The following is a 24,113-nucleotide window of genomic DNA, read 5'->3' on the forward strand; positions in this document are numbered from 1 at the left end:
GCCATACCGTCACGGCGCCGTTGACGAAGCCGACGATCGCCGCGCCCACGAGCCCCGCGATCACGGCGAGCCACATGGGTGCGCCAGCGTCGTTGGCAAACACCATCATGAACGGCGCGAATGCGAACACCATACCCGCCGACAGATCGATGTCGCCGCCGATCATCAACATGATTTCGCCGAACGCGATGATCGCCACCGGCGCGATGAATTGCGACAGGTTGACGAGGCTCGCGTTGGTGAGCAGAAAATCGTGATTAGCGAATTCAAAGTAGGCGGCCAGCAGCACGGCCACGAGCAGAATGCGCAGCTCGGCCGACCAGTGTGACGCGAATGAAACCCCCGCGCGCCGGGACGCACGGGCCGCTTCGATCTTGCTGGTTTCCTTCACTGTATTCATCACGACTTGATTGCGCCGCTCATCGGGACGATTTGCGGCTTGGTGGTCTTGCCTTCATAGCGCGTCGAGGTATTCAGGTAGGGCTCGACGGTCGCCTTCGTCACGAATTTCAAGCCGGTGTTGATGTCGGCCGGCCCGACCAGACCGCCCGAGGAGAGGAACACGAACGCTTCCATCACCGTGTAGAAACCCTGCACGTAGGGTTGCTGATCGATGGTGAAGTCGAGGAAGCCTTCGTGGATGAGCTGGATCGTGGTCGGCAGCAGGTCGAAGCCACCACCGTGCACGCCCTTCGAGGGAAGGTTCGATTCCTTCATCACCTGCGCGACGCCCTGCGTGCTGCCCGCATCGACGGCGAACATGCCTTTCAGGTCCTGGTGGCCCAGATAGAACGACTTGATTTTCGAAAGCTCCTCGTTCACGGTGGCGCCCGTCGCCACGGTCTGGATGTCGATCTTCTTGCCGGACTTCTTGATGGCGTCGCTCGCACCGTCGAGGCGCGGCTGGATATTGAGCTGCCCCGGCGTCGCGATGAAAAGCGCGACCAGGCCGCTGTCGATGAGGCTCACGATGCGCTCGCCCATCTGGTAGCCGGAGAGATACAGGTCCTGGCCGATATAAGCGAGGCGCGGGTTCTTCTTGCCGCGCGGCGCGTCGGCGTTGTAGGCGAACACCGGAATGCCGGCGTCGAGCGCGGCCTGGATCGGCTTGTCGAAGGCGCCCGGATCGACGATCGGCACGGCGATGGCGTCGGCCTTTCCGGCAATGGCCGAGTTCACGGCGCGGACCATCTCGCCCGCGTCCGACGTGGCCGAGCCGGTCCACTGATAATCCATGCCGAGCAGCGAGCACGCGTCCTGAATGCCGTACTGCGTGGGGACGAAGAACGGGTTCGTGGTGACGTGATTGACGAACACGATCTTCCACTTCTTGTGGGCCGGGAATGCCGCCTCCGCCGCGTGCGCGGTGCCGACCAGCCCGCCCGAGCCGCCTAGCGCGCCCATCAGCGAAAGCGCCGCGCCTAATCCCGTGCCCTGCATGAGCCCGCGGCGCGCCGCGCTGAAACCATTACGGCGTTGTTCCTCGTCGTCATCCCGTTGCTGTGCCATGTCGTCCTCCGGTTCTCTTCTTCGTTCGTTGATGCGCTCGACGTTGAGTCGATCGCGTGCAGATGCTGGACGGCACCGGGAGTGCGCCGGGCAGGGCGGGACTGAGGCGTGGAAATGTGCAACCCCGATTCGAAAGCGCTCGATACGCGCCGTGCGGTACCGAAAAAATGGTAGTGCAGCGCGGTTGTCCCTCCTAATCCATGTATACCCCTAACTAGTCCGACTATTGGGATGGCCCGCTAACGGACCACCGCCCAGGAAATCGACAAAGCCGATAGGGGCGTCGTAGGTCGAAGCATCAGCCGGGCAAAGATTGCTTCGCCGACGCTGCACTGTCGGCTGCAGCAAGGATTTCGAAATGTTTATCACCGCGCCTCGCGCCCGGCAAAAACCCATTCAGCGGGGGTTCAAGAAACCGGGCTGGCCGTGCAAGTACCGGAAGCCCGGCAAACGGATGGGTGTGGGAGGACTGCTTAGGCAACGGGGCGCTGCATCTGTTTCTGCCCAGCGCAGAGTGATCTCGGATTTGACGACCGAAGCGACAGGCTCCGTCAGACTGACGCTGATTGCATATGTGGCCGGCCCGGGTGTCTCGGACCCAAGGGTAATACCTTATGTTACCCGGCGCATGGACGGCACCGTGCAACATTCCAATGGGACCTTGCTCCCCACCTTGCCGAGAGGCACGGCCAGGTGGCCGCGCCGCTACTCCGTTTCGCTGTCGTCAGTGTCCGCATTGGCGCCCGCCGTTTCCTGATTCATGGCGGCGGCCGCGAGCGTCGTGGCGAGTTCCGGATGAGCCTCTTTCCGCTCGCTGTAGCGGTCGGTCAGGTAGTCCGAACGGTCTCGCACCAACAGCGTGAACTTGTACAGTTCTTCCATGACGTCGAGCACGCGATCGTAATAGGCCGACGGTTTCATCCGGCCGCTGTCGTCGAACTCCTGGTACGCTTTCGCCACCGAAGACTGGTTCGGGATGGTCACCATCCGCATCCACCGGCCGAGAATGCGTAGCGCGTTCACAGCGTTGAACGACTGCGATCCACCGCACACCTGCATCACCGCGAGCGTGCGACCTTGCGTGGGCCGAACGCCGCCGCTTTCGAGCGGTAGCCAATCGATCTGGTTCTTGAATACTGCCGTCAACGTTCCGTGACGCTCCGGGCTGCACCATACGTGCCCCTCCGACCATTCCGAGAGTTTGCGCAGTTCGACGACCTTCGGATGATCGGCCCGCACGCTATCCACGAGCGGCAAGCCGTGCGGATCGAAGACGCGTGTGTCCGCGCCGAAACGGCGCAGGATGCGTTCGGCTTCGAGCGTGAGAAGCCGGCTGTACGACGTAGGGCGCAAGGAGCCATAGAGCAGCAGAATCCGCGGAGCGTGTGAAGACACTGCACGGGGTTCGAGCTTCTGCAAATCCGGTATGTCGAGGTGCGCGGCGCTGACGTTGGGAATGTCCTGCGTCATTAGAGCATCCTCCTTCCTTCACTATCGACGATCTGCTCGCCGTCCTCCTTCGTGAACGCGCCCTTCTGCCGGGCGGGCAGGATATCGAGCACGACCTCGGAGGGCCGGCACAGACGCACGCCAAGCGGCGTGACAACGAACGGGCGGTTGATGAGGATCGGGTACTGCACCATGGCGTCAAGCAACTGCTCATCGCGCAGGGAGGGATCGCCCAGGCCGAGGTCGGTGTACGGAGTGCCCCTTTCACGCAGCGCGGCGCGGACCGTGAGACCGGCACGGGCGATCAAATCCTGTAGCGTGTCCCGCTGCGGCGGCGTTTTGAGGTATTCGATCACCTCCGGCTCGATACCGGCATTGCGGATCAAGGCCAACGTGTTGCGCGACGTGCCGCAATCCGGGTTGTGATAGATCGTGACGCTCATATCCTTTGTCCTCTAACGCTGTGTTTTGGCTTCGTACCAGTGCTGCGAGCGGTTGACGACTCCGACCACGAACAGCATCACCGGCACTTCGATCAGCACGCCGACCACCGTGGCCAGCGCTGCGCCTGAATGGAAGCCGAACAGGCTGATTGCGGTAGCGACCGCGAGTTCGAAAAAATTGCTCGCACCGATCAGACTGGATGGCCCCGCAACACAATGCGCGACACCGAGCCTGCGATTCAACAGGTACGCGAGGCCGGAATTGAAGAACACCTGAATCAGGATCGGTACCGCGAGCATGACGATGACGAGGGGCTCCCCGACAATCGCCTGTCCCTGAAAGGCAAAGAGCAGCACGAGCGTCGCGAGCAGCGCACTGATCGAATAAGCGCCGAGCCGTGAGACCACGCTGTGAAAATGTGCGTCACCCTTCGCCATCAGCATTCGCCGCAACAGTTGCGCGAGCACGACCGGAATGACGATGTACAGGCCCACCGAGATAATCAACGTGTCCCACGGCACGGTGATAGCCGACAGGCCGAGCAGCAGCGCGACGAGCGGCGCGAAAGCGACGATCATGATGGAGTCGTTCAGTGCGACTTGGGACAGCGTGAAGTACGGATCGCCTTTGCAGAGTTGCGACCAGACGAACACCATCGCCGTGCAGGGGGCGGCGGCCAGCAGGATCAGGCCGGCGATATAGCTGTCCAGTTGATCGGCTGGAAGCCACGGCGCGAAAATATGCCGGATGAAGATCCAGCCGAGCAAGGCCATCGAAAACGGTTTGACGAACCAGTTCACGAACAGCGTGACACCAATGCCGCGCCACTGGCGCTTGACCTCGCTCATGGCGGCAAAGTCGATCTTGATCAGCATCGGGATGATCATTACCCAGATCAGCAGGCCGACAGGGAGATTGACCTGCGCCACTTCCATGCGACTGATCGCCTGAAAGAGCCGGGGAAGCGTCTGCCCGAGCAGGATGCCGCCCACGATGCAGAGTGCCACCCAAAGCGTCAGGTAGCGCTCAAAAAAACCCATCACCGCCCGTGTGCCGCCGCGGGCCGTCTCAGTGCTGCTCATCGCATTCCTCTGCGGATCTCATAGCGGCGAATGTTCGCCAAGGTTCTCAACTGTTGAGTGGCAGAGCATCTACTTCATCGGATAGTTCCGCTGCAATCGGCGAGGTTGCTCGCGGCACACGTCGCGCCGTCGCAGCAGTTCTCCGTCAGGAAAGCAATCAGCCCTGTCATCGCATCGAAGTTGGCTGTGTAGATCACGAATCGTCCATCCTGACGCGACTTCACCAGGTCCGCGTGCGACAGATCCTTCAGGTGGAACGACAAGCTCGATGGGGACAGCCCGACCTGCTGCGCGATCTCGCCAGCAGCCATCCCATCCGGACCGGCGACGACCAGCAGACGGAAAATCGCCAGCCGCGATTCATGGGCGAGCGCGCTCAGCGCGCGTACAACGAGATTCGAATCCATGAACGCTACGATAGCCCATTCGCTTTTATATTTCAACGAATATTGAAATGACGGCGGGCGCGGATCGCTGGCGCTTAGGCAACGGCACGGTCCGGGTAGTCGATTCGCTGCAGACTCGTAGACCATGCGCGCCATGTAGTGCATGACGTAGAAACGACGGCATGATCGAGAATTCCCCGCGTCAGAAGACTTGAGCCCACCACGAACTAACGCGTACAGACCATGAAAAAACCGCCCGACATGGTCGGACGGCTCTTCTCCCTACGCGTGCCGCAAAGCGGCAAAAAATTACTGTCCAGGCGATCCAATTGACGCAGGTTTAAGCGGCTCGCCTATGGCGCCGTGCACGCCCACCACTGCCTCGACATAGTTTGGCGCCGTTGCCGAAACGGTATCCCACACTGCCGACACCTTCGCATTGCCACCGACAAAGACGGCACCGGCATGATTTCCGGCGGCAACGAGGCTCGCATCCGCACCCGAGGCCGTCGGAATTGCCTTCGTCGTGCCGTCTCCCTGCATTGCGCCGAGCGATGCGCCGTAGTTCATTGCAGCCGCGACATTGCCGTTCGCGTCATACACGATCACCGCATCGCCTTTACCCAAACCGATCGGATTCGCTGCATCGTTATTGACATTCAACATCGCCACGACCGGCACCGTGCCAGCAAGGCCCCAGGTTGTACGGAACGTATTTTCATCCGTTCCGGGCACACCGGGGACAACGACCAGATGTTCACCCGGTGCAAGCATCGTACCGGCCACGAATGCCGCGCTATTGTTGGCATCGTTGACGTCGGCATGACTGTCGCCCCACTTCCAGCCGGTCAGATCGATTGCCGTGCTGCCGTAGTTATAGATTTCAAAGAAATCCTGGCCGCCATCAGCGTTCGAGTTCACCTCCGAGACCAGCACGGTCGGCGCCGGAGCACCTGCCGCTGCAGTCGTGAAGCTCTGCGTCGTGCCCGCATAGGCGTTGCCGTACAGGTCAGTGATAACGCCGCTGGCCAGTTTTACGGTGTAGCGAGAACTCTCCTGCAACGGTGTCGTCAAGGTGATGCTCACCCGAGTGCCGTTGAATTTCACCTGGGTCGTGTCGTCAACGGACACATTGCGCGTATCAGAGCCGTTGCTGATAACGATGTTACCCGTGCCCGCCTGCACGACTTCGTCGAACGACAATGTCATGTGGTTGCCGGTGATGCCTGTCGCGCCATCGACCGGCGCCGTGCTGGTCAATGTTGGCGCTGCGTGGTCAACGGTACCCACCGCCTTGAACGAGAATGTCGAGAGGTCGGACACAGCGGCGGTATCGCCTCCCGCTGCCGTCTTGATCGCCCCCGTTGGGTACGTGATGTGGTAGGTGGTGCCGGCAACCATGTAGAACTTCGGATGGATCTTCACCACATTGCCGCTAAACGACACTTGCGATGCGTCGCTCACAGGAATCGAACGCGTATCGTCGGCGCCGTTGGTGAGAACGATATTGCCCGCACCTGCCTTCACTGATTGATCGAACGTGAGGTACAGGTTGCTGCCAATGCCGACATTGCTGGTGCTGGTGGTTGGCCTGAAGACAGTCAGACCCGGCAGGCTCGGCCCCGCAGCCTGTTCACCGACCGCGTAAAGGGTGCCGTCCGAGTCCATCGTCACACCCTCGTTCTGGGCAGTGGCACTCATATACAAGCTGCTCAGCAGATTACCGGTACGATCCATCTTGACGATCTTGCCATCCGGCGCGCCGATGATGATGACGTCGTCGTAATCCGGAGCCTTGGCCGGTGCGATATTCGACAACGAGAAAACGTCATTGAATGCGGAAAGGCCTGTCCTCGCCGCGTCGAAGAGCGCCGGCGGATTATCTGTCGATGGCAGGATGGCCGTGCCGTCCGATGCCGTCGCCGACCTGCCTGCAAAGTTGATCGCGGCCTGGAAGATGCTGGTGGGCTGCGACTGGCGCACAGCAATGTAGCCGCCTGTTCTGGTATCGAAAGTCACGCCCTCGATACCGACGTTGGCCACCGTCGTACCCAGTTTGACGGACTGAACGTCTGCTCGGCGCAATATTCCACCCGGCACGTAAGTGAACAGATCGACCTGACGCAGACGCTCTTCCACCAATACGAACTTGCCGCCACCGACATAGGTGATGCCTTCGGTGTCCTCGAAATCGCCGGCATTGAGCGTCATGGAATCGATCACGTGACCATCGCTCTTTGCAACCTGCACGACCGCGGTCGCCCCGTCGCCGACGACATACAGCGAGTCGGTATCCTTGTCATAGGTTACGCCGGACGCCTCTGCGTTCAACAGATTGGTGCCGGACGTAGCGTACTGCAGAGGAAACATAGCCGTCTGCGTGTAGCTGTTCAGATCATAGGTGCTCTGCGGATCGCTGAATGCGAGCGCAGGAATTTTGCTATCTACGACGGGCACACCAGTGCCGCTGTTGCCGTTATTGCCGTTATTGTTGCCGGCAGTGCTGCTGCCATTGTCGCCCCCGCCCCCGCCACATGCACTAAGACCGGCTGCGAGAATCGCAGAAATTAAGAGTTCTTTTTTCACGGTACGGTAATAAATTGAAAGGTTATTGAGAATTCGCGACCATAGCGGGCTTGTGTTGCATCTTCATGATGGATTTGTTGCATGTAGCCCTTGTCGGCGCACGGGTAAAGGGTGATCCCGACCAGGTCTCTCCTACTATGTCGGCTGGACCGATCACGACGGAGCCGTCTATGCCCACTACCCCAGCAGCGTCATCGCAGCCTTGTGCCGACGCCGCGCTCGCCGAGCGCGTCGATGCGGTGCTGTCCCGCGCGCTCGACGCACAACGTCTCGTCGGCGCGGTCGTGCTGATCGCGCGCGACGGACAGCTCGTCTATCACCGCGCAGCTGGATTCGCCGACCGGGAATCACGCGCACCGATGCGCGAGGACACACTATTCAGGCTCGCGTCGGTGACGAAGCCGATCGTCTCGACGGCCGCCATGGTGCTCGTGGCGCAACGCAAACTGTCGCTCGACGATGATGTCACCCGCTGGCTGCCCGATTTCCGCCCGGCCCTTCCCGACGGCCGCGTACCGTCGATCACAGTGCGGCAGCTGCTTACGCACACGGCGGGCCTTGGCTACCGCTTCGCGGAAACCGACGCGAACGGCCCCTATGCACGGGCGGGGGTGTCGGACGGACTCGACGGCGCGGCGATCACGCTCGGCGAAAACGTACGCCGGATCGCGAGCGCGCCGCTGCTGTATGCACCGGGGACGAGCTGGACCTATTCAGTCGCGCTCGATGTGACCGGCGCGCTGATCGAAGCTGTCTGCGGGATGCCCCTCGCCGAGGCTGTCGATGCACTCGTGCTGCGTCCGCTGGGCGTTCGCGACACGGCGTTCGTTGCGCTCGATCCCGCGCGGCTCGCGACACCGTACGTGAACGATACGCCGCGGCCGCACCGGCTCGCCGAGAACGAGACCGCACGTGCCGTCGAAGGAATTGTCGGTGTCACGTACTCGCCGGCGCGCGCGCTCGATGCGCACGCTTTTGCGTCGGGCGGTGCGGGGATGGTAGGCCGCGCGAGCGACGTGCTGGAGGTGCTCGACACGCTGCGCGCGGGCGGCGGCGCGTTGCTGCCTGCCGCCCTCGTGGACGAGATGGGCCGCGTGCAGACTGGCAACCTCGATTTGCCGGATCGGCCCGGGGTTGGCTTCGGGATCGGCTTTTCGGTGCTGCGCGATCCACGCGCGGCGGCGTCGCCGGAGTCAGCTGGCACGTGGCGCTGGGGCGGTGTCTACGGTCACTCGTGGTTCGTCGACCGCGCGCGCGGGCTGACTGTCGTGTCGCTGTCGAACACGCTTTACGAAGGTATGAACGGCCAATACACAATCGCTCTGCGCGACGCCGTTTACGGCATCAGGACGTGACGACGTGCCGCTACCGTCGAAGGCCGCGTTAAATCCATTGGTCGTTCTCGACGGTACGCTCGCTCGTCGCGCCGTCGCCGGTGTTCACCACGCCTCGCGGCTCGATCAGCAGCAGCTTGACTTCCGAGTTTGCACTCGGCTTGTGCTCGACGCCCTTCGGCACCACCGCCATCTGCCCGGCGCGCAAAACGATCGAACCGTCGCCCGAGGGCCCCGTCCGGAAATCGATACGCAACTCGCCTTCGAGGACCATGAACGTTTCGTCGGTATCGGCATGCCGGTGCCACTGAAACTCGCCTTCGACCTTCACGACCTTGAACTGATAGTCGTTCATTTCAGCGACGACGCGCGGTTGCCAGTGACCGTCGATCTGCGCGATCTTGCCGCTCAGATCGATGGTCCGGCACTGCCCACGGTCGACGGGCGCGGTGCGGTTGTTCGAGGATTGAGACATCGTTCTCTCCGTTCAAAGGTTGAGGCGTTGAGAATACGCATGCTCCTTGCGGCCGTATTGAACGATCGTGGGCGTTTTCAGCCGCGCTGGATGCCGCCCGCGACCAGGAGCCAGCGCCCCGGCGTCAGCCCGAATGTCTTCGAGAAGTGTCGCGTCATGTGGCTTTGATCGGCAAAGCCGGCGCTCGCGGCGGCATGAGCGAGCGAGGTGCCGGCGAGCAGCATGCGGCGTACCGCATCGAGGCGCCGCATCGTCAGATAACGGTATGGGCTTGTACCGTAGAACATGCGAAAGTCGTGTGACAGGCTCCAGCGATCGCGGCCCGTCGCCGCTTCGAGTTCGTCGAGCGTGACGACGCGCGCGCAGTTCACGTGCAGATAGTCGCGGGCGCGGCGCGCCGCGAGGAAGTCGCCCTTCGAGCGCCGTGCGGGCACGCCGGCAGCGGCGGCAAGCGCGCGCGCCGCTTCGGCGAGCGCATCGCTCTGCTCGAGGGGCTCGAGCGTATAGCCGACGTGTTGCAGTAGCGTCGCGGTTGCCGCCGCAAGGCGCGGATCGGTCGTCACGCCGCCTTCGAGAAACGGCAGCGCACGTCCGCCGAGCACCTCCTGAAAGATGGCGGGCTCGATGTAGATCATCCGGTATTGAAACCCTTCGGCGGTGCCCGCCTGGCCATCATGAGGCTCATCGGGATGCAGCACGAGCGTGTTGCCGGGCAGGCTGTTTCGCTGGCTGCGTCGATAGCTGAAACGCTGCACGCCGGCGAGTGTGCGGCCAATCGCATAGGTGTCGTGGCGGTGCATGGCATATGCCCGGCCGTGAAACCAGGCTTCGATTCGCTCGACGCCTTCGATCGGCTCGGCATGCTTTACCCAGTCGAGGCGGAAAACCGGTGTTTGTCGGCTCATGAATGGATGACCCTGGATGGCCTGACGTGTTGCGGGCCCCTTGTTTTTCAATAACCAACAAGAGATCGTGACGTGTTGGAGTCGAGCCCACATGCCGCATTGCCCGAAGCGCTGCCGCACAAGAGGCGCAGTCAAATATTCAACTCAAACAGTATGTTACGCGTGCCCGCGTGCGCGACGCAGGTTTGGCACAGATCGTGAGTAGTCGTTTAGCGAGCGGACATTGCCACCGCTCAACTCAAGCCCACATCGGGTTACCCAACTACTTTAAAGGTGAATCGAAATGAACACACTCACTATTGTCGACCTGCATCAGGAGGAAGATCTCTCCCGTTGCGCTATGGCGCGTGTTGTTGGCGGGCACGATGTGGAAAAGGAAAAAGCACTCGTCGAACTCTATCGTGTGATTGCCGGGATGGGCGTGGATACACCCGACCCGCCCGTCCACGTATCGATGAAGTTGCCGGGATAACTATCGAGCTTTGACACACTGCGACACTGCGACACTGCGCCGGTGGAAAGTACGGATACGAATCCAGGTAGAAGATTGCCATAAGGGCTGGCTTGCCGGCCCTTATGTTTTGGCCGCTGCTCGCCTCGTAGACCATGCGCCTGCAGGACAACAACGTTAGCAGCATGTCGGAACTCCAAGCAATGCTCAACCTGCGCCTGTTCGAGCGGCGTCCAACACGGCTTGAACCTACGCGCGCCGCCGAAGTGCTGCTCCGTCACGCGAATACGTTCGTCGCGACATTCAGCAGCTTGAAGTGGAGATGACGGATCTGCCGGAAGAAGTGCGCGGCATCGTGCGGATCGCCGCGAGTCGACAATCCTCGAAGAGCTGGATTGGACGGAAAAACCGCGCTTCGTTGAGACGCCTTGACAACCGGGCTTGACGCCCGGACATCATCGGCAGCGGCGTGCTGAAGATTCCCGCGATGGACACCGCGCTGCGCTGTTGCCGATAATGCGGCTTATATTGATGCTAGGGGTGTTCCTGCATCAACGCGACTACCGGTTCGGCGCGATTGCCGCGCTCGTGCTGGCGATCGTCGCCGCGGGATGGCTGGTCGGCGCGGCGTGATCCGCCTGAGCGGCATCTGGGGCGGGTATGATGCCGGGCGAGCCCTCATCGGAGCGGCGGGCGCCGCCGCTCCTTATGCAGCATTTCCTAGTCACGAGAACCATCATGCCTGCCCCACACGACGAAACGCCCACCGCCCCCACCACGCCGGGCAAGGCCAGGCGCAAGACGATGTCCATCACCACGCGCAATCTGCTGATGATCGCGGTCGGCGTGGCGGTGTTCGCGATCGTGGCCACCGTGGTGCTGTACAGCACGATCATGTACGGCGACCAGATTCCCAATTTCGGCATCATCCTGATGATGACCGTGCCGGTCATCGCGGGTGTGGCGTTTCGGGTCGGACTGGATGCGTGGCTGGATCGCGGCTGAGCGGCGCGAACCGGCAAACGCGCTGACGGCAGCCGCGACGGCGACGCGCCGGTCAATCGCGTCGCGTGCCGCACGCCGCCGTCAAACGGACGCCACCGGCAGCACTACCCAAACCTCCAGCCCCCCGCCCTCGCGCGAATGAAACTGCAAGCCACCGCCATGCAGCCGCGCAATCCGCTCGACGATCGACAACCCCAGCCCGGTGCCGCCGCTATGCGCGCGCGCATTGCGGCCGCGCTGAAACGGCGCCTTCAGTTGCTCCAGTTCCTGCGCCGAGAGGCCCTTGCCCCGGTCGCCGACCGCGACCGTCACCGTTTCGGCGGTGGCCCACGTGCGCACCGCAAGACCGCTGCCGCCGTACACGATCGCGTTCTGCATCAGGTTCATCAACAGCCGCATCATGCTGATCGGCCGGTACGCGAGCGCCGGCAGCTTCGCGAGCGATAGCTCGAACTCGTGCCCGAGCCCTGCGAAATCGCCCGCGAGCCGTTCGATCAACGTATTCAGATCGCCGGGTTGCGGCGCCTCGCGTTCGCCGCTGCCCGCGTAGTCCATGAACTGCTGCAGGATCGTTTCGATCTGGTCCAGATACGATTCGGCGGCCACCACGAAGCTGCTGTCGCTGCCGTGCGGCATCGCCATCGCCATCGAAAGACGCAGCTTGGTAAGCGGCGTGCGGATGTCGTGCGAGATGCCCGCGAGCATCAACGCGCGCGTCGCTTCGGCTTCCTGCAACGCCTGGGTCATCTGATTGAACGCGCCGCTCACCGCCGCGATTTCGGTGGGACCATCGGTTGGCAATGGCGCGGGCATTTCGCCGGCGCTCACGCGGCGCGCGGCGCGTGTCAATTCCTGAAGCGGTTCGTTCAGGTGCAACTGGATCGCGTAGCCGGCCAGCGCGGCCAGGACACCTAGACCGAGCGACAGGAAAATCGCCGCTTCGAGGCCATTGCCCTGCGCGTCCTCGGGAATTGGCAACGCGATCCAGTACGGCGTTTGCGGCGCGTCGGCGGGTGCGTGCATGCGAATCCACAGGCGCTGCCCGCCTTCGGTCTGCCAGCGCGCCGGCATGTCGGCCGGCAAATGCGCGCGCAGGCTGTCGAGAAACACGCTGCGCTGATACGTGCGATACGCGCGCACGAGACTGCGCGGCGGTGCTTCGGCGGATTCGGGTGGCGGTTCGGTGCGCGCGTCCAGACGCGCGGTCAGCGCGGCGCGCGGGGCGGGCGGGGTGGCGGCCAGCAGGTCGTCGAGCGTGCTCACGTAGGTGGCGAACACGGTCGCCGCGCGCTCCACGCGAGGCCGCTGGACGTAATGCAGCAGCACGCCGAGCGCGCACACCTGACTCAGCATCACGAGCACGATCAGCAGCGCGATATTGCGTGCGAGCAGCGTGCGCGGCAGCATCCTTCGCAGCAGCGAGCGCGCCATCACTCGACGTCCGCTGCCAGCATGTAGCCGACACCCCATACGGTCTTGATGAAACGCGGCTTCGACGGATCGTCCTCGACGATCTGCCGCAAGCGCAGCACCTGCACGTCGATGCTGCGATCGAGCGCATCGTGGTCGCGGCCCCGCGCGCGCGCCAGCAGGTTGTCGCGGCTCACCGGCCGGTTCGGCGACGAGGCGAGCGCGACCAGCAGCAGCATCTGCGCCGAGTGAATTTCCAGTAGCGCGCCCGCGCGCGACAATTCCTGCTTGCCGACATCGAGCGTGAAGTCGCCGAAGCGCACGCATTGCGACGTCACGGTGACCTCGCCCGACGCGATCTTCTGGCGGCGCAGCAAGGCGTTGATGCGCGCCACCAGTTCGCGCGGCAGGAACGGTTTGGCGAGGTAATCGTCGGCGCCGGTTTCGAGGCCCACCACGCGGTCGAGCGGATCGCCCTTCGCGGTCAGCATCAGGATCGGCAAAGTCTGGCCCTGCTCGCGCAAACGCGCGCAGATTTGCAGGCCGTCTTCCTCGCCGATCATCAGATCGAGCACCAGCAGATCGAACGGCTCGCGCTCCAGATAACGGTCCAGCCGCTTGCCGTCCTCGGCGACGCGCACGTCGAAGCCGTGGCCGCGCAAAAACCGCTGCAGCATGTTGCGCAATTCGATTTCGTCGTCGAGCACGATGATTTTGGCGGGGCGATCCATATGAAAGCTCCTCGGTTTAAGCGTCCGGCGGCGTGTCGGGGGACATCCCGGATGACGTCCGCCTCGCCGCTTGCCGTTCGGAAAGACGCTGCAGCAACACGTAGAACGACGGAATGAACAGCACGGCGATGCAGGTCGACGCGAGCATGCCAGAAAATACCGCAATTCCCAGCGACCGGCGCGCGCTCGCGCTGGCGCCGGTCGCGATCACGAGCGGCACCACGCCGAGAATGAAGGCGAACGAGGTCATCATGATCGGCCTGAAGCGCAGCCGCGCCGCTTCCACCGCCGCCTCGGCGATGCCCACGCCGCGTGCGCGCAGATGCCGCGCGAATTCGACGATCAGAATCGCGTTCTTCGCCGACAGCGCGATCAGCAGCACGAGACCGATCTGCGTATACAGGTTGTTGGCGGCGCCGAGCAACGCGAGCGTGCCGGCCGTGCCGAGCAAGGCGAGCGGCACCGCGAGCACCACGGCCACCGGCAGCAGCCAGCTTTCGTATTGCGCGGCGAGCACGCAGAACACCAGCAGCACGCCCACGGCGAATACCCAGTACGCCGAATGACCGACCAGCTTCTCCTGATACGACATCGCGGTCCATTCATAGCCGACGCCGGCCGGCAGGATGCGCGCGGCTTCCTGTTCAAACGCGGCGATCGCGTCGCCGGTGCTGAAACCGGCCGCTGGATTGCCGTTGATCGCCGCGGACGGCGCGAGGTTGTAAAGCGTCGCGACGGCCGGGCCGACGCTCGGGCGCGCGTCGATGAAGGTGCCCAGTTCGACCATATGGCCGCTGTTGCTGCGAATCTGCAGACGGCGGATGTCGTCGGTCTGACGGCGCAATGCGCCGTCCGCCTGCACGAACACGGGAAACGTGTGATTGAACGCGGTGAACTGATTCACGTAGCTCGACCCGACATAGTCCTGCAACAGATCGAACACGTTGCCCACCGGGACTTGCAGCGACTCGGCCTTGGCCCGGTCCAGCGTCAGCTCGACGGTCGGCGCCGCCGCGCGGAACGGGCTGAACACGCGCTGCAATTCAGGGCGCTTCGCGACGCTCGCGATCAGCGCGTCGGTGACTTCCTGCAGGCGCCGATAGTTCTGCGTGCCGTCGGTGAGGAACACCTGCAGTTGCACGCCGCCGCTGTTGCCGAGGCCCTGGATCGGCGGCGGCACGATCACCACCGAGCGGACGTCGGGCAGCGTCGCCAGTTCGTTATTCATGCGCAAATACAGCGAGCGCAGGTCCTCGCCTTTGCCGCGCTTGCTCCAGTCGTCGAGCGTCACGTAGATCAGCGCGGCATTCGGCAGCGACGCGTTGTTGTCGAGTGGCGAGATGCCGCCGATGGACACCACGTGGTTCACGCCCGGAATGGCGCCGATCCGCATTTCGATCTGCCTGCTCGCCTCGCGGGTGCGCTCGAGCGAGGCCGCGTCGGCCAGTTGCGCGGCGATCAGCACATAGCCCTGATCTTCGAGCGGAATGAAACTGGTCGGCACACGCGTGAGCAGGAACACGGACGCCGCGCCGAGCACCAGCGCAATCACGAGCGCGAGGCCGCAGCGCCGCACGAACCACGACACCAGGCGCACATAGACGCCTTCGACGCGCGCATAGCCCTCGTCGAACACGCGATAGACCACGTTCGGCTTGCCGGGCCGCGCGTGCCGCAGCCAACGCACGCTTTGCACCGGCTTGAGCGTGACCGCATTGATCGCGCTGATCACGGTGGTCGCCACCACCACCAGCGCGAACTGCCGGTACATCTGACCGGTGACGCCGCCCAAAAACGCCGACGGCAGGAACACCGAGATCAGCACCAGGGTGATGCCGACGATCGGCCCGAGCAGTTCGTGCATCGCGTCGATCGCGGCCTGCTTCGGCGTCTTGCCCTGCTCGATGTGCTGCGTGATGCCTTCGACCACCACGATCGCGTCGTCGACCACGATGCCGATCGCCAGCACGATCGCGAACAGCGTCAGCAGATTGATCGAGAAGCCGAGCAGGTAGATCGCGCCGAATGTGCCGATGATCGTCACCGGAATCGTCGTGGCGGGCACCAGCATCGCGCGCCAGTTCTGCAGAAACAGCAGGATCACCGCGAGCACCAGCAAGGCCGCTTCGAACAGCGTCTTGTATACGTCCACCACCGATTGCCGCACGAAGGTGGTCGTGTCGAACGGCAGCTGGTAGCTGATGCCCTGCGGCATGTTCTTTGCAAGACGCGCCATGGTCGCCTTCACTGCGTTGCCGACCTCCAGCGCATTTGCTTCGGGTAACTGATAAATGGCGATGCCCGCCGCGGGCCGGCCGTCGAGATTGAAGAACTGCCCGTAGCTGGACGAGCCGAGTTCGCTGTGCCCGACGTCGCGAATCCGCACGAAACGGCCGCCGTCATCCGGATCGGCCTTGATGATGATGTTGTCGAACTCGGCCGGCGTGGACAGCGCGCCCTGCATCGTCACCGTGAGCTGGAATGCCGCGCCGCCAGCGTTCGGCTCGGAACCGAGCTGGCCCGCGCTCACGTCCCGGCTCTGGCTCTGGATCGCCTGCATCACGTCGGCGGCGCTCAGATTGCGCTGGCTCAGCTTGCGCGGGTCGAGCCACACGCGCATGCTGTACTGGCCGGTGCCGAACACGGTCACGTCACCGACGCCGGGCAAACGCGCGAGCGTGTCGCGCAGATTGATTACCGCGTAGTTGCTGAGAAACAGCGAGTCGTAGCGTGGGTCGGGCGATTCGAGCGTGTAGAGCTGCAGGATCGCGGTCGAGCGTTTGCGCACGGTCACGCCCTGCTGCTGCACTGCTTGCGGCAATTGCGCGGTAGCGGCCTGCACGCGGTTTTGCACCAGCACCTGGGCCTTGTCGACATCGGTGCCCACGGCAAACGTGACCGTGAGCGTATAGGTGCCGTCATTGGTGCTGGTCGACTGCATGTACAGCGCATTTTCCACGCCATTGACCTGCGATTCGATCGGCAGCGCCACGCGGTTGATCAGCGTCGCGGCGCTCGCGCCGGGGAAGCGCGCGACCACTTGCACGGTGGGCGGCGTGATCGGCGGATATTGCGCAATCGGCAGATTGATGAGCGCGACCGCGCCCAGCAACATCACGATCAACGCGATCACATTGGCGAAGACCGGCCGCTCGACAAAGAAGCGGATCATGAGCGTCCCTGCGCGGCGGCGGCGATCACCTGCACCTTGACGCCGGGCGACACCGCCAGCGCGCCGCCGGTCACGACCCTGTCGTCGGCGTCGAGGCCCGCCGTAATCGCGCGCTGTGCGCCGAACAGGCCGCCAGTCGTCACCGCGCGCCGCTCGATCACGCCCGCGCCATTGACGACCAGCACGAACGCGCCCGCCTGTTCGCGCAGCAACGCGGTGTCGGGCACCAGCAGCACGTCGTGCGGCGCGCCCGCGGGAATATGCACCTCGACCGACATGCCCGGAATCAGATGCGCGTCCGGGTTTGCGATGTCGGCGCGCAGCCTGAGCGTACCGCTGTCGGAATCCACCCGCGTGTCGACGAATTCGAGCACGGCGTTCTCGCCCTGCGCGGCGGGCGCGCCGAGCACGTTGACGCGCACCGTGCGCGGCGGCCGCGTGAAGAGGCCAATGCGGTTCGCGTCGCGCTCGTTCAGCGAGAAATTCACATAGACCGGCTGGATGCGATCGAGCGTGGCGAGCTTCGCGGAGTCCGACGCGCCGACCACGTTGCCGACGTCGAACGCGCGTGCGCCAATGCGGCCCGCGAACGGCGCGCGTATTTCCGTATAGCCGAGATTGATGCGCGACATGTCGCGCTTGGCTACGGCCTGGTCGCGTGTGGTCTGCGCTTTCTGCAAGGTGGACTCGGAGGTCGCGTTGTCGGACGTGAGCTGCTTCTGGCGCGCCAATTCCTGTTCGGCGTTGTCGAGCGCGGCCTGGTCGTACACGAGTTGCGCGCGATACGTATCCGGCTCGATGCGAAACAGCAGTTGCCCCTGCTTCACGTAAGCGCCGTCAGTGAAGCCGATTTCCTTCAGCGTGCCTTGCACGCGCGCGACCAGCGTGACCGTGGCGGACGGCGCGACCGTGCCGTTCAGATCGATCTGGTCGCGCACCTCGCGGGCGAGCGGCCGGGTCACGGTGACTTGCGGCAACGCGGTTTGGGAGGCCGGTGCATTGCCGTCGCGGCAGGCGGCGAGGGTCGTCGCGAGTGCGAGGCAGAGTGCGGCGGTGAGCCTCGTTGCGAGTGCCGCGTTGGGTATCGTGTTGGGCCGTGCGTCCGCTTCGCAACGCGTGTCACGTCCCGTTTCAACCGTTGGCCCGCCACACCGCTCCACCACGCCCTCATGCTCAATCACGTCATTCACCATGTTCTTATTTCCCATTCTCTGGCTGCCCTCCACTCGCGCGCGCGAGCGGCGAATTCGCGGGCGGATTCAAGAGCCGTCCCCAATTCGTGCGCCGCGCCATCTGTTCGGCAACCTGTTCGCTGACCACCTGCTGCCCCTGCGCGACCTCCCATCCGCCGCCAAGCGCCCGGTACAGCGACACCGCCGCGAGCGCGGCGAGCCCCTGGTTCTGCGCGAGCGAATCGCCGTCGCGCAATGCCGAACGCGACGCGTCGAGCACCGTGTCGTACGTGACCGAACCCGAGCGATACTGCGCATTCGCCAGCTTCAACGCCCGTTGCGATGCATCGGCTGCACGCGCGGACGCGGCCAGCGCATCGAGCGTGGTGCGCAGCCCCGAGATCGCGTCTTCCACTTCTTTCTGCGCCTGCAGCACCGTGTTCTGATAGTCGAACACGGCCTCCTGAAACGACGCGTCCTGAATTCGCACCGCGTTTTGCAACTGATTGCGGTCGAGAATCGGCAACGTGATGCCCGCGGAAAAGAGGCCGATCGTCTTGCTACCCCATTGCGTGAGACCGATACCGTGCTGTTCGCCCGACGTCAGTCCGAACAGCCCGGTCAACGATAGCGACGGGTACAGCTTCGCCTTCGCCGCGCCGATTAGCGCCGATTGCGCGGCCGCGTTGAGCGCGGCCTGCCGCACGTCGGGCCGGCGCCGCAGCAGATCGGCAGGAATGCCGACGTCGATCTGCGTCGGCGGCACCGGGATTGACGCGCTGCCCTTGAGTTGCGCGTCGACCGCGCTGGGCGGATCGGCGAGCAGTACCGCCAGCGCGTCGCGATCCTGCGCGCGCGCCTTGATGAGCGGCGGAATTTGCGCCTCGGTTTCGGCCACCAGCGTGGCGGCCTGCTCGACATCGAGCTGGCTCGACGCGCCGCGCTTATAGCGCGCCTGGGACAGCGCGAGGCTCTGCTGCACCGACTTCAGATTCTCCCGCGCGACCGCGATGCGCTGTTCGAGCGCACGCAGATCGATGTAGGCATTGGCGACATCGCCGAGCAGCGACACCAGCGCGTTGTCGTACGCAGCTTCCGATACGCGCAACTGCGCCCGGTCCGATTCGATCTGCCGGCGATATTTGCCCCAGAAATCGATCTCCCAGCCGGCATTCACATGGAGATGCTCGGCCCACAGATGCGCTGGCGGAATCGGCCCGACGCCGCTCGTGTCGATATGGCTCGCACCCAACGAGATGCTGCCCGACTGTGGCAGCAGATTCTGCTCGCTGATCGCGAGCTGCGCGCGCGCCTTGAAGATGTGCAAGCCGGCCACTTGCAGCGTCAGGTTGCGTTCGTAGGCACGCTGTTCGAGCGCGGTGAGCACGGGGTCGTTGAACGCGGTCCACCAGGCCGCCTGCGCGGCGGGCGCAGTCGATGCGCTGCCCGGCAAACTTTCCAGCCACTGGTCTTCGAGCGTGACGTCAGGCCGGTTGAAATCCGGGCCGACTGTCATGCAACCGGTCAGCGCCACACTGAGCGAGACGATCAACGACGCGCTGACGATGCGCAGGCGGCGGGACGTGGCAGGTTTCATCGCGCGTTTTCGCAGGCTTCAAGGTGCGGCTGATGGTTCGAGAGCATGGCGCGCGGCGCGCGCGGCAGGGCGCAAGACGAAGCGGAACAGACCACCGGCAAAGGGCGGCGCCACGTTAGCGGCGTGACGCGCCTGCCGCGGACTTCGCACGCTAACGGCCCAAGCGGCCCAAGCGGATCAGGCGGCCAGGCGGCCAAGGCCGCTCCGCACGCTGCACTGCGCCACCCTCTACGATCCCGCCGATGCCCGCGCGGCTCAGTGCGCTGCCCCGCGTTCCTGCATGAATGCCGCGATTTGCGGCAACGTGATGTAGCCCGCCTTCTGCGTGTCGATTTCGTCGAAATGCTGCGCGACCCTCGGCATGCCCGCTTCGGCTTGCGCCCGGGTGAGCTTGCCGTCGTGCGTGGTGTTGGCGTCTGCAAAGCGCGTTTGCAACTGCTGCGCCATGCGCTCCATACGCTGCGGGTTGGCGCCCTGCGGCGTGGCGCTCTGCGCGAACGTGACGGTAGTAGCGCAGCACAGCAGCATCGCGGCGAGTAACTTTTTCATGACTGACTCCTTCGACCGAGGTTGAGCCATCTTGCGTCGCCTGCCGATGCCGCGATCCGTTTCGATGACAGGCCGGATTCTTGGGGATGCGCTGCCGGCTGGCAATGGCGGAATCATGTCGAGTGATGTCATGGACTTTCGGGAGCGTCTGGGCGGGCCTTTGCGCAGGCCTTTCACGCGGCCCTTGCGCGGCCCTTCGCTCGGGCTGCCCGCGACGCACGGCACGTGCTTCATCCAGACGAATACGACGCTGCGCACCGCATCGCAGGCGGGCTCGTCGTGACATCGAATGAAATGAGTTTGTCGTGCCGCTTTGCGCGCGCGTTGCGTATCTTTCGTCTGCCGGCGCAGCAGGCATGAGCAAGCACCCCATGCGCCGCCGGCACCCGTCGCGCCACAAGCGCCCCCCACGGAACGGCCGAGCTTCCACGCGAATCCGGACCGGTCGAGCCGCCGCTTCGTCGGAAGACGCGCGGCTCAACGCCTCAGGAGTACCAAGTGACTATTCGTCTCGTCTGCGCCTCTACTTTTACCGCTTTCGGTCTTGCCTGTTCGTCGACGGCATTTGCGAGGGTCGTCGTGTCTATGCCCGCGGCCGTGGTCTACGCCCCTCCACCGCGGGCGGTCTATTACGCGGTGCCGGTCAGTCCGATGTATGTGACGGCGCCTCCGGTTGCCGCGCCCGGGGCGGTGCCCTTCGCGGCGGCCGTCGCGGTGCCGCCGCTCAAGCCGGCGCCGATGTACACCACGGTCGTCGTGCCCCCACCCACCACCTATGCGGTCGCGCCCGCTCCCGCCGTCAGCTACGCGCAACCGGTCGTGATGATGCCGCGCTGAGCGCGCGCCCGGTGTGGGGTGATCCGGTGTACCGATTACTGCAAAAGATCGCCGCTGTCCGCAAGAAAGAGGCTGTGCGCCAACCCGCCGACACATCGTTGCATTGAGGATGAAGCCGTCGGCGCGCGCCGTTCGCCGCAGGAATGGCGCTTGCTGAGCGCTTCGTGTCAGCGTCGGCCACAGCGGCATTCTTTCGGAAACATCAGATGGGACATCAAGATATCGACAAGGAAATTGCGCACCTCGAAGTCGTCTTCGGGTTGATTTCGACGCGCGACCGCTTTCCGCTGTCGTACTGGCATCAGCGTCTACGCGCGCTGCACCGCGAGTCGATGATGCCCGCGCAACGGGAGCGCGTCGCGCGGCTCGAAGCGACGCTGCGCTCGCTGAGCGCGGCCGAGGAAACGACCCGCGCGCAGCGGCAGCGGGATTCGATCGCGACGCAGCGGTGAAGCCCGCGTCGCAGAGCGACCCGTCCGCAAGGCTCGACCCAAGCCGTCTGGCCGCTCTGTCGGTCAGCCGGTCAGCCGGTCAGAAGAGAAGCCGCGCGCCGAGCGCCAGCACGAGCGCGGGCACCATCACGAGCACGCCGACCTTCAGAAACTTGATAAAGCTCACGTCCTCGCCTTCGCGGCGAATCGCGTTGAGCCAGAGGATCGTCGCGAGCGACCCGGTGATCGACAGGTTCGGGCCGAGATCGACGCCGATCAGCAGCGCGTCGATCACCCGCTCCGGGCTTTGCGCCTGCAACACCGTCGAACTGGCGATCAGTCCGGCCGGCAGATTGTTCATCAGGTTGCTGCCGAACGCGATGATCGCGCCGGCCCAACCCGCCGTCGCCAGTTCATTGTGTTCGGTCGCGCGCCGCAGCGTCGTGGCCAGCACCGTGATGATGCCGGTGTGATCGAGCATCTCGACCAGCACGAATAGCGCGGCAACGAGCGGCAGCACGCTCCACGAGATCTCGCGGATCATCGGCAGCGGCGACTTGCGCTCAAGGATCAGCACGACCAGCGCGGTCAGCGCGCCGAGGATGGCAGTGGGCATGCCGAGCGGGACATCGTAGGCGGAGACCGTCAGCAGCACGCCCGCCGTGACCGCGATGCCGGCCAGCGCGACGCGTCCGCTCGACGACAGTTCGACGGCTTCGAGATTCGCCTCACAGAGGCCCGCGAGCACTTCGCGCTGGGTCCAGCGCAACATCACGTAAGTCGCGACGATCGACAGCACCGACGGCAACGTGAAGCGCATCATCCACGCGCCGAGCGCAGGCGTGTGATTGCCGTACAGCACGATGTTGGCCGGGTTCGAAATCGGCAGCACGAAGCTCGCCGCGTTGGCGACGAACGCGCAGACGAACAGCAAGGGCAGCGGCGGCGTCTTCGCTTTTTTGGCCGCGGCGAACACGGCCGGCGTGAGCACGACCGCCGTGGCGTCGTTCGACAGAAACGCGGTGATCACCACGCCGACCAGGTACACCAGCACGAACAGCCTGCGCGGCGAACCTTGCGCGTGGTTGACCGCCAGCACCGCGACCCAGTCGAACAGACCTTCGCGGCGACCCACCTCCGACAGCAGCATCATGCCGAACAGGAACAGATAGACGTCGGTGCCTTTGCCGATCGCCTCGAACGCGAGGTGCACCGGCAGGAGCCCGAGCAACACCAGCAGGAGCGCGCCGGCGACGGCCCACACGGCTTCGGGCCATTTGAAAGGCCGCGTGATGACGCCGGCCGTAGCGACGGCGGCGATACCCCAAGACAGGAAAAGGGAATTCACGGCATAGGACCTGGATGATGGGTTGTGAGCGAACACAGTGGCGTCGTGCCGACGCCCCAGACGCGCGCCAGCGCCAGCAAGTATGCCAGCGCCTGCGCGCTCGTCCGGCTGGCTTCTCCGCCCCGATGCAATCGCATCGGTGGTCGTTCCTCATGGCGAGTCAGCCGGAAAATTAACACAGCGCGAGCGTATTTCAATCACATTAGCGTCACTACGACAACAATCTGTTCTCTCGCCCCCGCCTATTCAGTTTTCATCGGCCTCCCTACCATCCGCATTCACACGCGACATCCACGCAAGACCTCGCCATCCACGAGCACAAACATGCCATCACGTCCTTCCCGTAATAAAGAACGCTACAACGGCGGCGCGATAGCGCTGCACTGGCTGATCGCGGTGCTGATCGTCTGCGGCTTCTATATCGGCTGGATCATGACCGATATACCCGGCTTCACGCCCACCAAGCTGAAGTACTTCTCGTGGCATAAGCGGATCGGCGTGACAGTGTTCGTGCTCGCCGTGTTGCGCGTGCTGTGGCGCGCGAGCCACCGTGCGCCGCCGCTTGAGCACGCCACGCCCGCGTGGCAGAAGGCGGCCGCGCATCTGGTGCATGGCCTGCTGTACCTGCTGATGCTGGCGATTCCGCTGTCCGGCTACTTCTACAGCTCGGCGGCGGGCATCCAGGTGGTGTATCTCGGCATCGTGCCGCTGCCCACGATCATCGGCCCGGATCAGGCGCTCAAGGCCACACTGCGCACGCTCCACGTGCTGCTCAATGACACGCTGCTTACGCTCGTGGTCATGCACGTGCTGGCCGCGCTCAAGCATCAGTTCGTCGATCGCGACGGACTGCTTGGCCGGATGATGCCGTTCCTCAAGTAACGATTACAGCGATTACGCCGAGTGCCCGTACGCCGTGCGGCAACCGGCGCCAGCGCAGCCGCGATTGGCTACGGCTCATTGGCAATCTAATTCCCTGCGGTGCGCAATCAATGCACGCGGGTTCGATAGGATGCGTACCACCGTGAAATCAACCTCTTCCCATACCATGCGTCTTCAATCCGTTCGCCGCGCGACGCTCGCCGGTCTCGCCTCACTCTCGCTGTTCGGTGCGGGCCTCGCGCACGCCGACGTCGATCTGAGCAAAAGCACGGTCATCGCCACGACGAAGCAGATGAACGTGCCGGTCGACGGCAAGTTCAGGAAGTTCTCCGCGCAACTGAATTTCGATCCGGCGAAG

General features: G+C 64.0%; 23 protein-coding genes and 1 pseudogene. 8 read left to right on the top strand and 16 right to left on the bottom strand.

What is annotated here, in order from left to right:
- The 7 genes from CIC12_RS08925 to CIC12_RS08955 form a co-directional block, all read right to left on the bottom strand.
- Positions 1 to 400 (bottom strand): ABC transporter permease (locus CIC12_RS08925; RefSeq protein WP_168663764.1); only part of this gene is annotated, 400 nt, incomplete at its 3' end.
- Positions 400 to 1,509 (bottom strand): sugar ABC transporter substrate-binding protein, encoded by a 1,110-nt coding sequence (locus CIC12_RS08930; protein WP_168663765.1) that lies wholly within the window; start codon positions 1,507 to 1,509, stop codon positions 400 to 402. The genes CIC12_RS08930 and CIC12_RS08925, both read right to left, overlap by 1 nt.
- Before the next feature lie 705 nt (positions 1,510 to 2,214).
- Positions 2,215 to 2,979 (bottom strand): arsenical resistance protein ArsH, encoded by a 765-nt coding sequence (gene arsH, locus CIC12_RS08935; protein WP_168663766.1) that lies wholly within the window; start codon positions 2,977 to 2,979, stop codon positions 2,215 to 2,217.
- Positions 2,979 to 3,401 carry an arsenate reductase (glutaredoxin) gene (arsC, locus tag CIC12_RS08940; RefSeq protein WP_168663767.1) on the bottom strand — a complete coding sequence of 141 codons (423 nt, stop codon included), beginning with the start codon at positions 3,399 to 3,401 and terminating at the stop codon, positions 2,979 to 2,981. The genes arsH and arsC overlap by 1 nt, the downstream gene beginning before the upstream one ends.
- 12 nt (positions 3,402 to 3,413) lie before the next feature.
- Positions 3,414 to 4,484 (bottom strand): ACR3 family arsenite efflux transporter, encoded by a 1,071-nt coding sequence (gene arsB / locus CIC12_RS08945; RefSeq protein ID WP_168663768.1) that lies wholly within the window; start codon positions 4,482 to 4,484, stop codon positions 3,414 to 3,416.
- A 74-nt stretch (positions 4,485 to 4,558) separates the two neighbouring features.
- Positions 4,559 to 4,891, bottom strand: coding sequence for an ArsR/SmtB family transcription factor (locus tag CIC12_RS08950; RefSeq protein ID WP_168663769.1), 333 nt, complete (start codon positions 4,889 to 4,891; stop codon positions 4,559 to 4,561).
- A 288-nt stretch (positions 4,892 to 5,179) separates the two neighbouring features.
- A complete protein-coding gene (locus CIC12_RS08955) occupies positions 5,180 to 7,456 on the bottom strand; it encodes an SdiA-regulated domain-containing protein (RefSeq protein WP_168663770.1) in 2,277 nt (758 codons plus the stop codon).
- Positions 7,457 to 7,626: 170 nt separating this feature from the next.
- On the opposite strand from CIC12_RS08955, the gene CIC12_RS08960 reads away from it, so the two are divergent.
- The gene (locus tag CIC12_RS08960) at positions 7,627 to 8,811 is read left to right on the top strand and encodes a serine hydrolase domain-containing protein (protein ID WP_168663771.1); all 1,185 of its coding nucleotides are present in this window, start codon (positions 7,627 to 7,629) and stop codon (positions 8,809 to 8,811) included.
- Between the two features lie 28 nt (positions 8,812 to 8,839).
- Here CIC12_RS08960 and CIC12_RS08965 read toward each other — a convergent pair whose 3' ends face one another.
- Together CIC12_RS08965 and CIC12_RS08970 are read right to left on the bottom strand one after the other, a co-directional pair.
- Positions 8,840 to 9,265, bottom strand: a complete 426-nt coding sequence (locus CIC12_RS08965) for a cupin domain-containing protein (protein WP_168663772.1) — start codon at positions 9,263 to 9,265, stop codon at positions 8,840 to 8,842.
- A 77-nt stretch (positions 9,266 to 9,342) separates the two neighbouring features.
- Positions 9,343 to 10,170, bottom strand: a complete 828-nt coding sequence (locus tag CIC12_RS08970) for an AraC family transcriptional regulator (RefSeq protein ID WP_168663773.1) — start codon at positions 10,168 to 10,170, stop codon at positions 9,343 to 9,345.
- Between the two features lie 283 nt (positions 10,171 to 10,453).
- On the opposite strand from CIC12_RS08970, the gene CIC12_RS08975 reads away from it, so the two are divergent.
- Complete coding sequence (locus CIC12_RS08975; RefSeq protein ID WP_168663774.1) at positions 10,454 to 10,642, top strand: hypothetical protein; 189 nt, start codon at positions 10,454 to 10,456, stop codon at positions 10,640 to 10,642.
- A 717-nt stretch (positions 10,643 to 11,359) separates the two neighbouring features.
- Positions 11,360 to 11,626, top strand: a complete 267-nt coding sequence (locus CIC12_RS08980) for a hypothetical protein (protein ID WP_168663775.1) — start codon at positions 11,360 to 11,362, stop codon at positions 11,624 to 11,626.
- A gap of 81 nt (positions 11,627 to 11,707) precedes the next feature.
- Here CIC12_RS08980 and CIC12_RS08985 read toward each other — a convergent pair whose 3' ends face one another.
- The 6 genes from CIC12_RS08985 to CIC12_RS09010 form a co-directional block, all read right to left on the bottom strand.
- Positions 11,708 to 13,057: an ATP-binding protein gene (locus CIC12_RS08985; protein ID WP_168663776.1), complete on the bottom strand. Its 1,350-nt coding sequence runs from the start codon at positions 13,055 to 13,057 to the stop codon at positions 11,708 to 11,710.
- Positions 13,057 to 13,767 (bottom strand): response regulator, encoded by a 711-nt coding sequence (locus CIC12_RS08990; RefSeq protein ID WP_168663777.1) that lies wholly within the window; start codon positions 13,765 to 13,767, stop codon positions 13,057 to 13,059. Before CIC12_RS08990 ends, CIC12_RS08985 begins: the two co-directional genes overlap by 1 nt.
- 16 nt (positions 13,768 to 13,783) lie before the next feature.
- On the bottom strand, positions 13,784 to 16,939 hold the full coding sequence (locus CIC12_RS08995) for an efflux RND transporter permease subunit (protein ID WP_168663778.1): 3,156 nt from the start codon (positions 16,937 to 16,939) through the stop codon (positions 13,784 to 13,786).
- Positions 16,936 to 18,147, bottom strand: coding sequence for an efflux RND transporter periplasmic adaptor subunit (locus CIC12_RS09000; protein ID WP_238812467.1), 1,212 nt, complete (start codon positions 18,145 to 18,147; stop codon positions 16,936 to 16,938). Before CIC12_RS09000 ends, CIC12_RS08995 begins: the two co-directional genes overlap by 4 nt.
- Positions 18,137 to 19,708 (bottom strand): efflux transporter outer membrane subunit, encoded by a 1,572-nt coding sequence (locus CIC12_RS09005; protein WP_168663779.1) that lies wholly within the window; start codon positions 19,706 to 19,708, stop codon positions 18,137 to 18,139. The genes CIC12_RS09000 and CIC12_RS09005 overlap by 11 nt, the downstream gene beginning before the upstream one ends.
- A 255-nt stretch (positions 19,709 to 19,963) precedes the next feature.
- Entirely contained in the window at positions 19,964 to 20,257 is a 294-nt protein-coding gene (locus CIC12_RS09010) for an EF-hand domain-containing protein (RefSeq protein ID WP_168663780.1), read from the bottom strand.
- Positions 20,258 to 20,372: 115 nt separating this feature from the next.
- On the opposite strand from CIC12_RS09010, the gene CIC12_RS09015 reads away from it, so the two are divergent.
- The 3 genes from CIC12_RS09015 (at position 20,373) to CIC12_RS09025 (ending at position 21,546) form a co-directional block, all read left to right on the top strand.
- Positions 20,373 to 20,540, top strand: a complete 168-nt coding sequence (locus tag CIC12_RS09015) for a hypothetical protein (protein ID WP_238812469.1) — start codon at positions 20,373 to 20,375, stop codon at positions 20,538 to 20,540.
- Between the two features lie 215 nt (positions 20,541 to 20,755).
- A complete protein-coding gene (locus CIC12_RS09020) occupies positions 20,756 to 21,094 on the top strand; it encodes a hypothetical protein (protein WP_168663782.1) in 339 nt (112 codons plus the stop codon).
- Between the two features lie 206 nt (positions 21,095 to 21,300).
- A complete protein-coding gene (locus tag CIC12_RS09025; RefSeq protein ID WP_168663783.1) occupies positions 21,301 to 21,546 on the top strand; it encodes a hypothetical protein in 246 nt (81 codons plus the stop codon).
- A gap of 79 nt (positions 21,547 to 21,625) precedes the next feature.
- Here the strand turns inward: CIC12_RS09025 and CIC12_RS09030 are convergent, their stop codons facing one another.
- Entirely contained in the window at positions 21,626 to 22,873 is a 1,248-nt protein-coding gene (locus CIC12_RS09030; protein ID WP_168663784.1) for an SLC13 family permease, read from the bottom strand.
- Positions 22,874 to 23,197: 324 nt separating this feature from the next.
- On the opposite strand from CIC12_RS09030, the gene CIC12_RS09035 reads away from it, so the two are divergent.
- Positions 23,198 to 23,755: a cytochrome b gene (locus tag CIC12_RS09035; RefSeq protein ID WP_168663785.1), complete on the top strand. Its 558-nt coding sequence runs from the start codon at positions 23,198 to 23,200 to the stop codon at positions 23,753 to 23,755.
- A gap of 166 nt (positions 23,756 to 23,921) precedes the next feature.
- Positions 23,922 to 24,113: pseudogene (locus CIC12_RS09040) on the top strand (YceI family protein); the annotation flags it as partial.

This window comes from Paraburkholderia sp. SG-MS1 (genome assembly GCF_012275575.1).
In the GTDB taxonomy this organism is placed as follows: domain Bacteria; phylum Pseudomonadota; class Gammaproteobacteria; order Burkholderiales; family Burkholderiaceae; genus Paraburkholderia.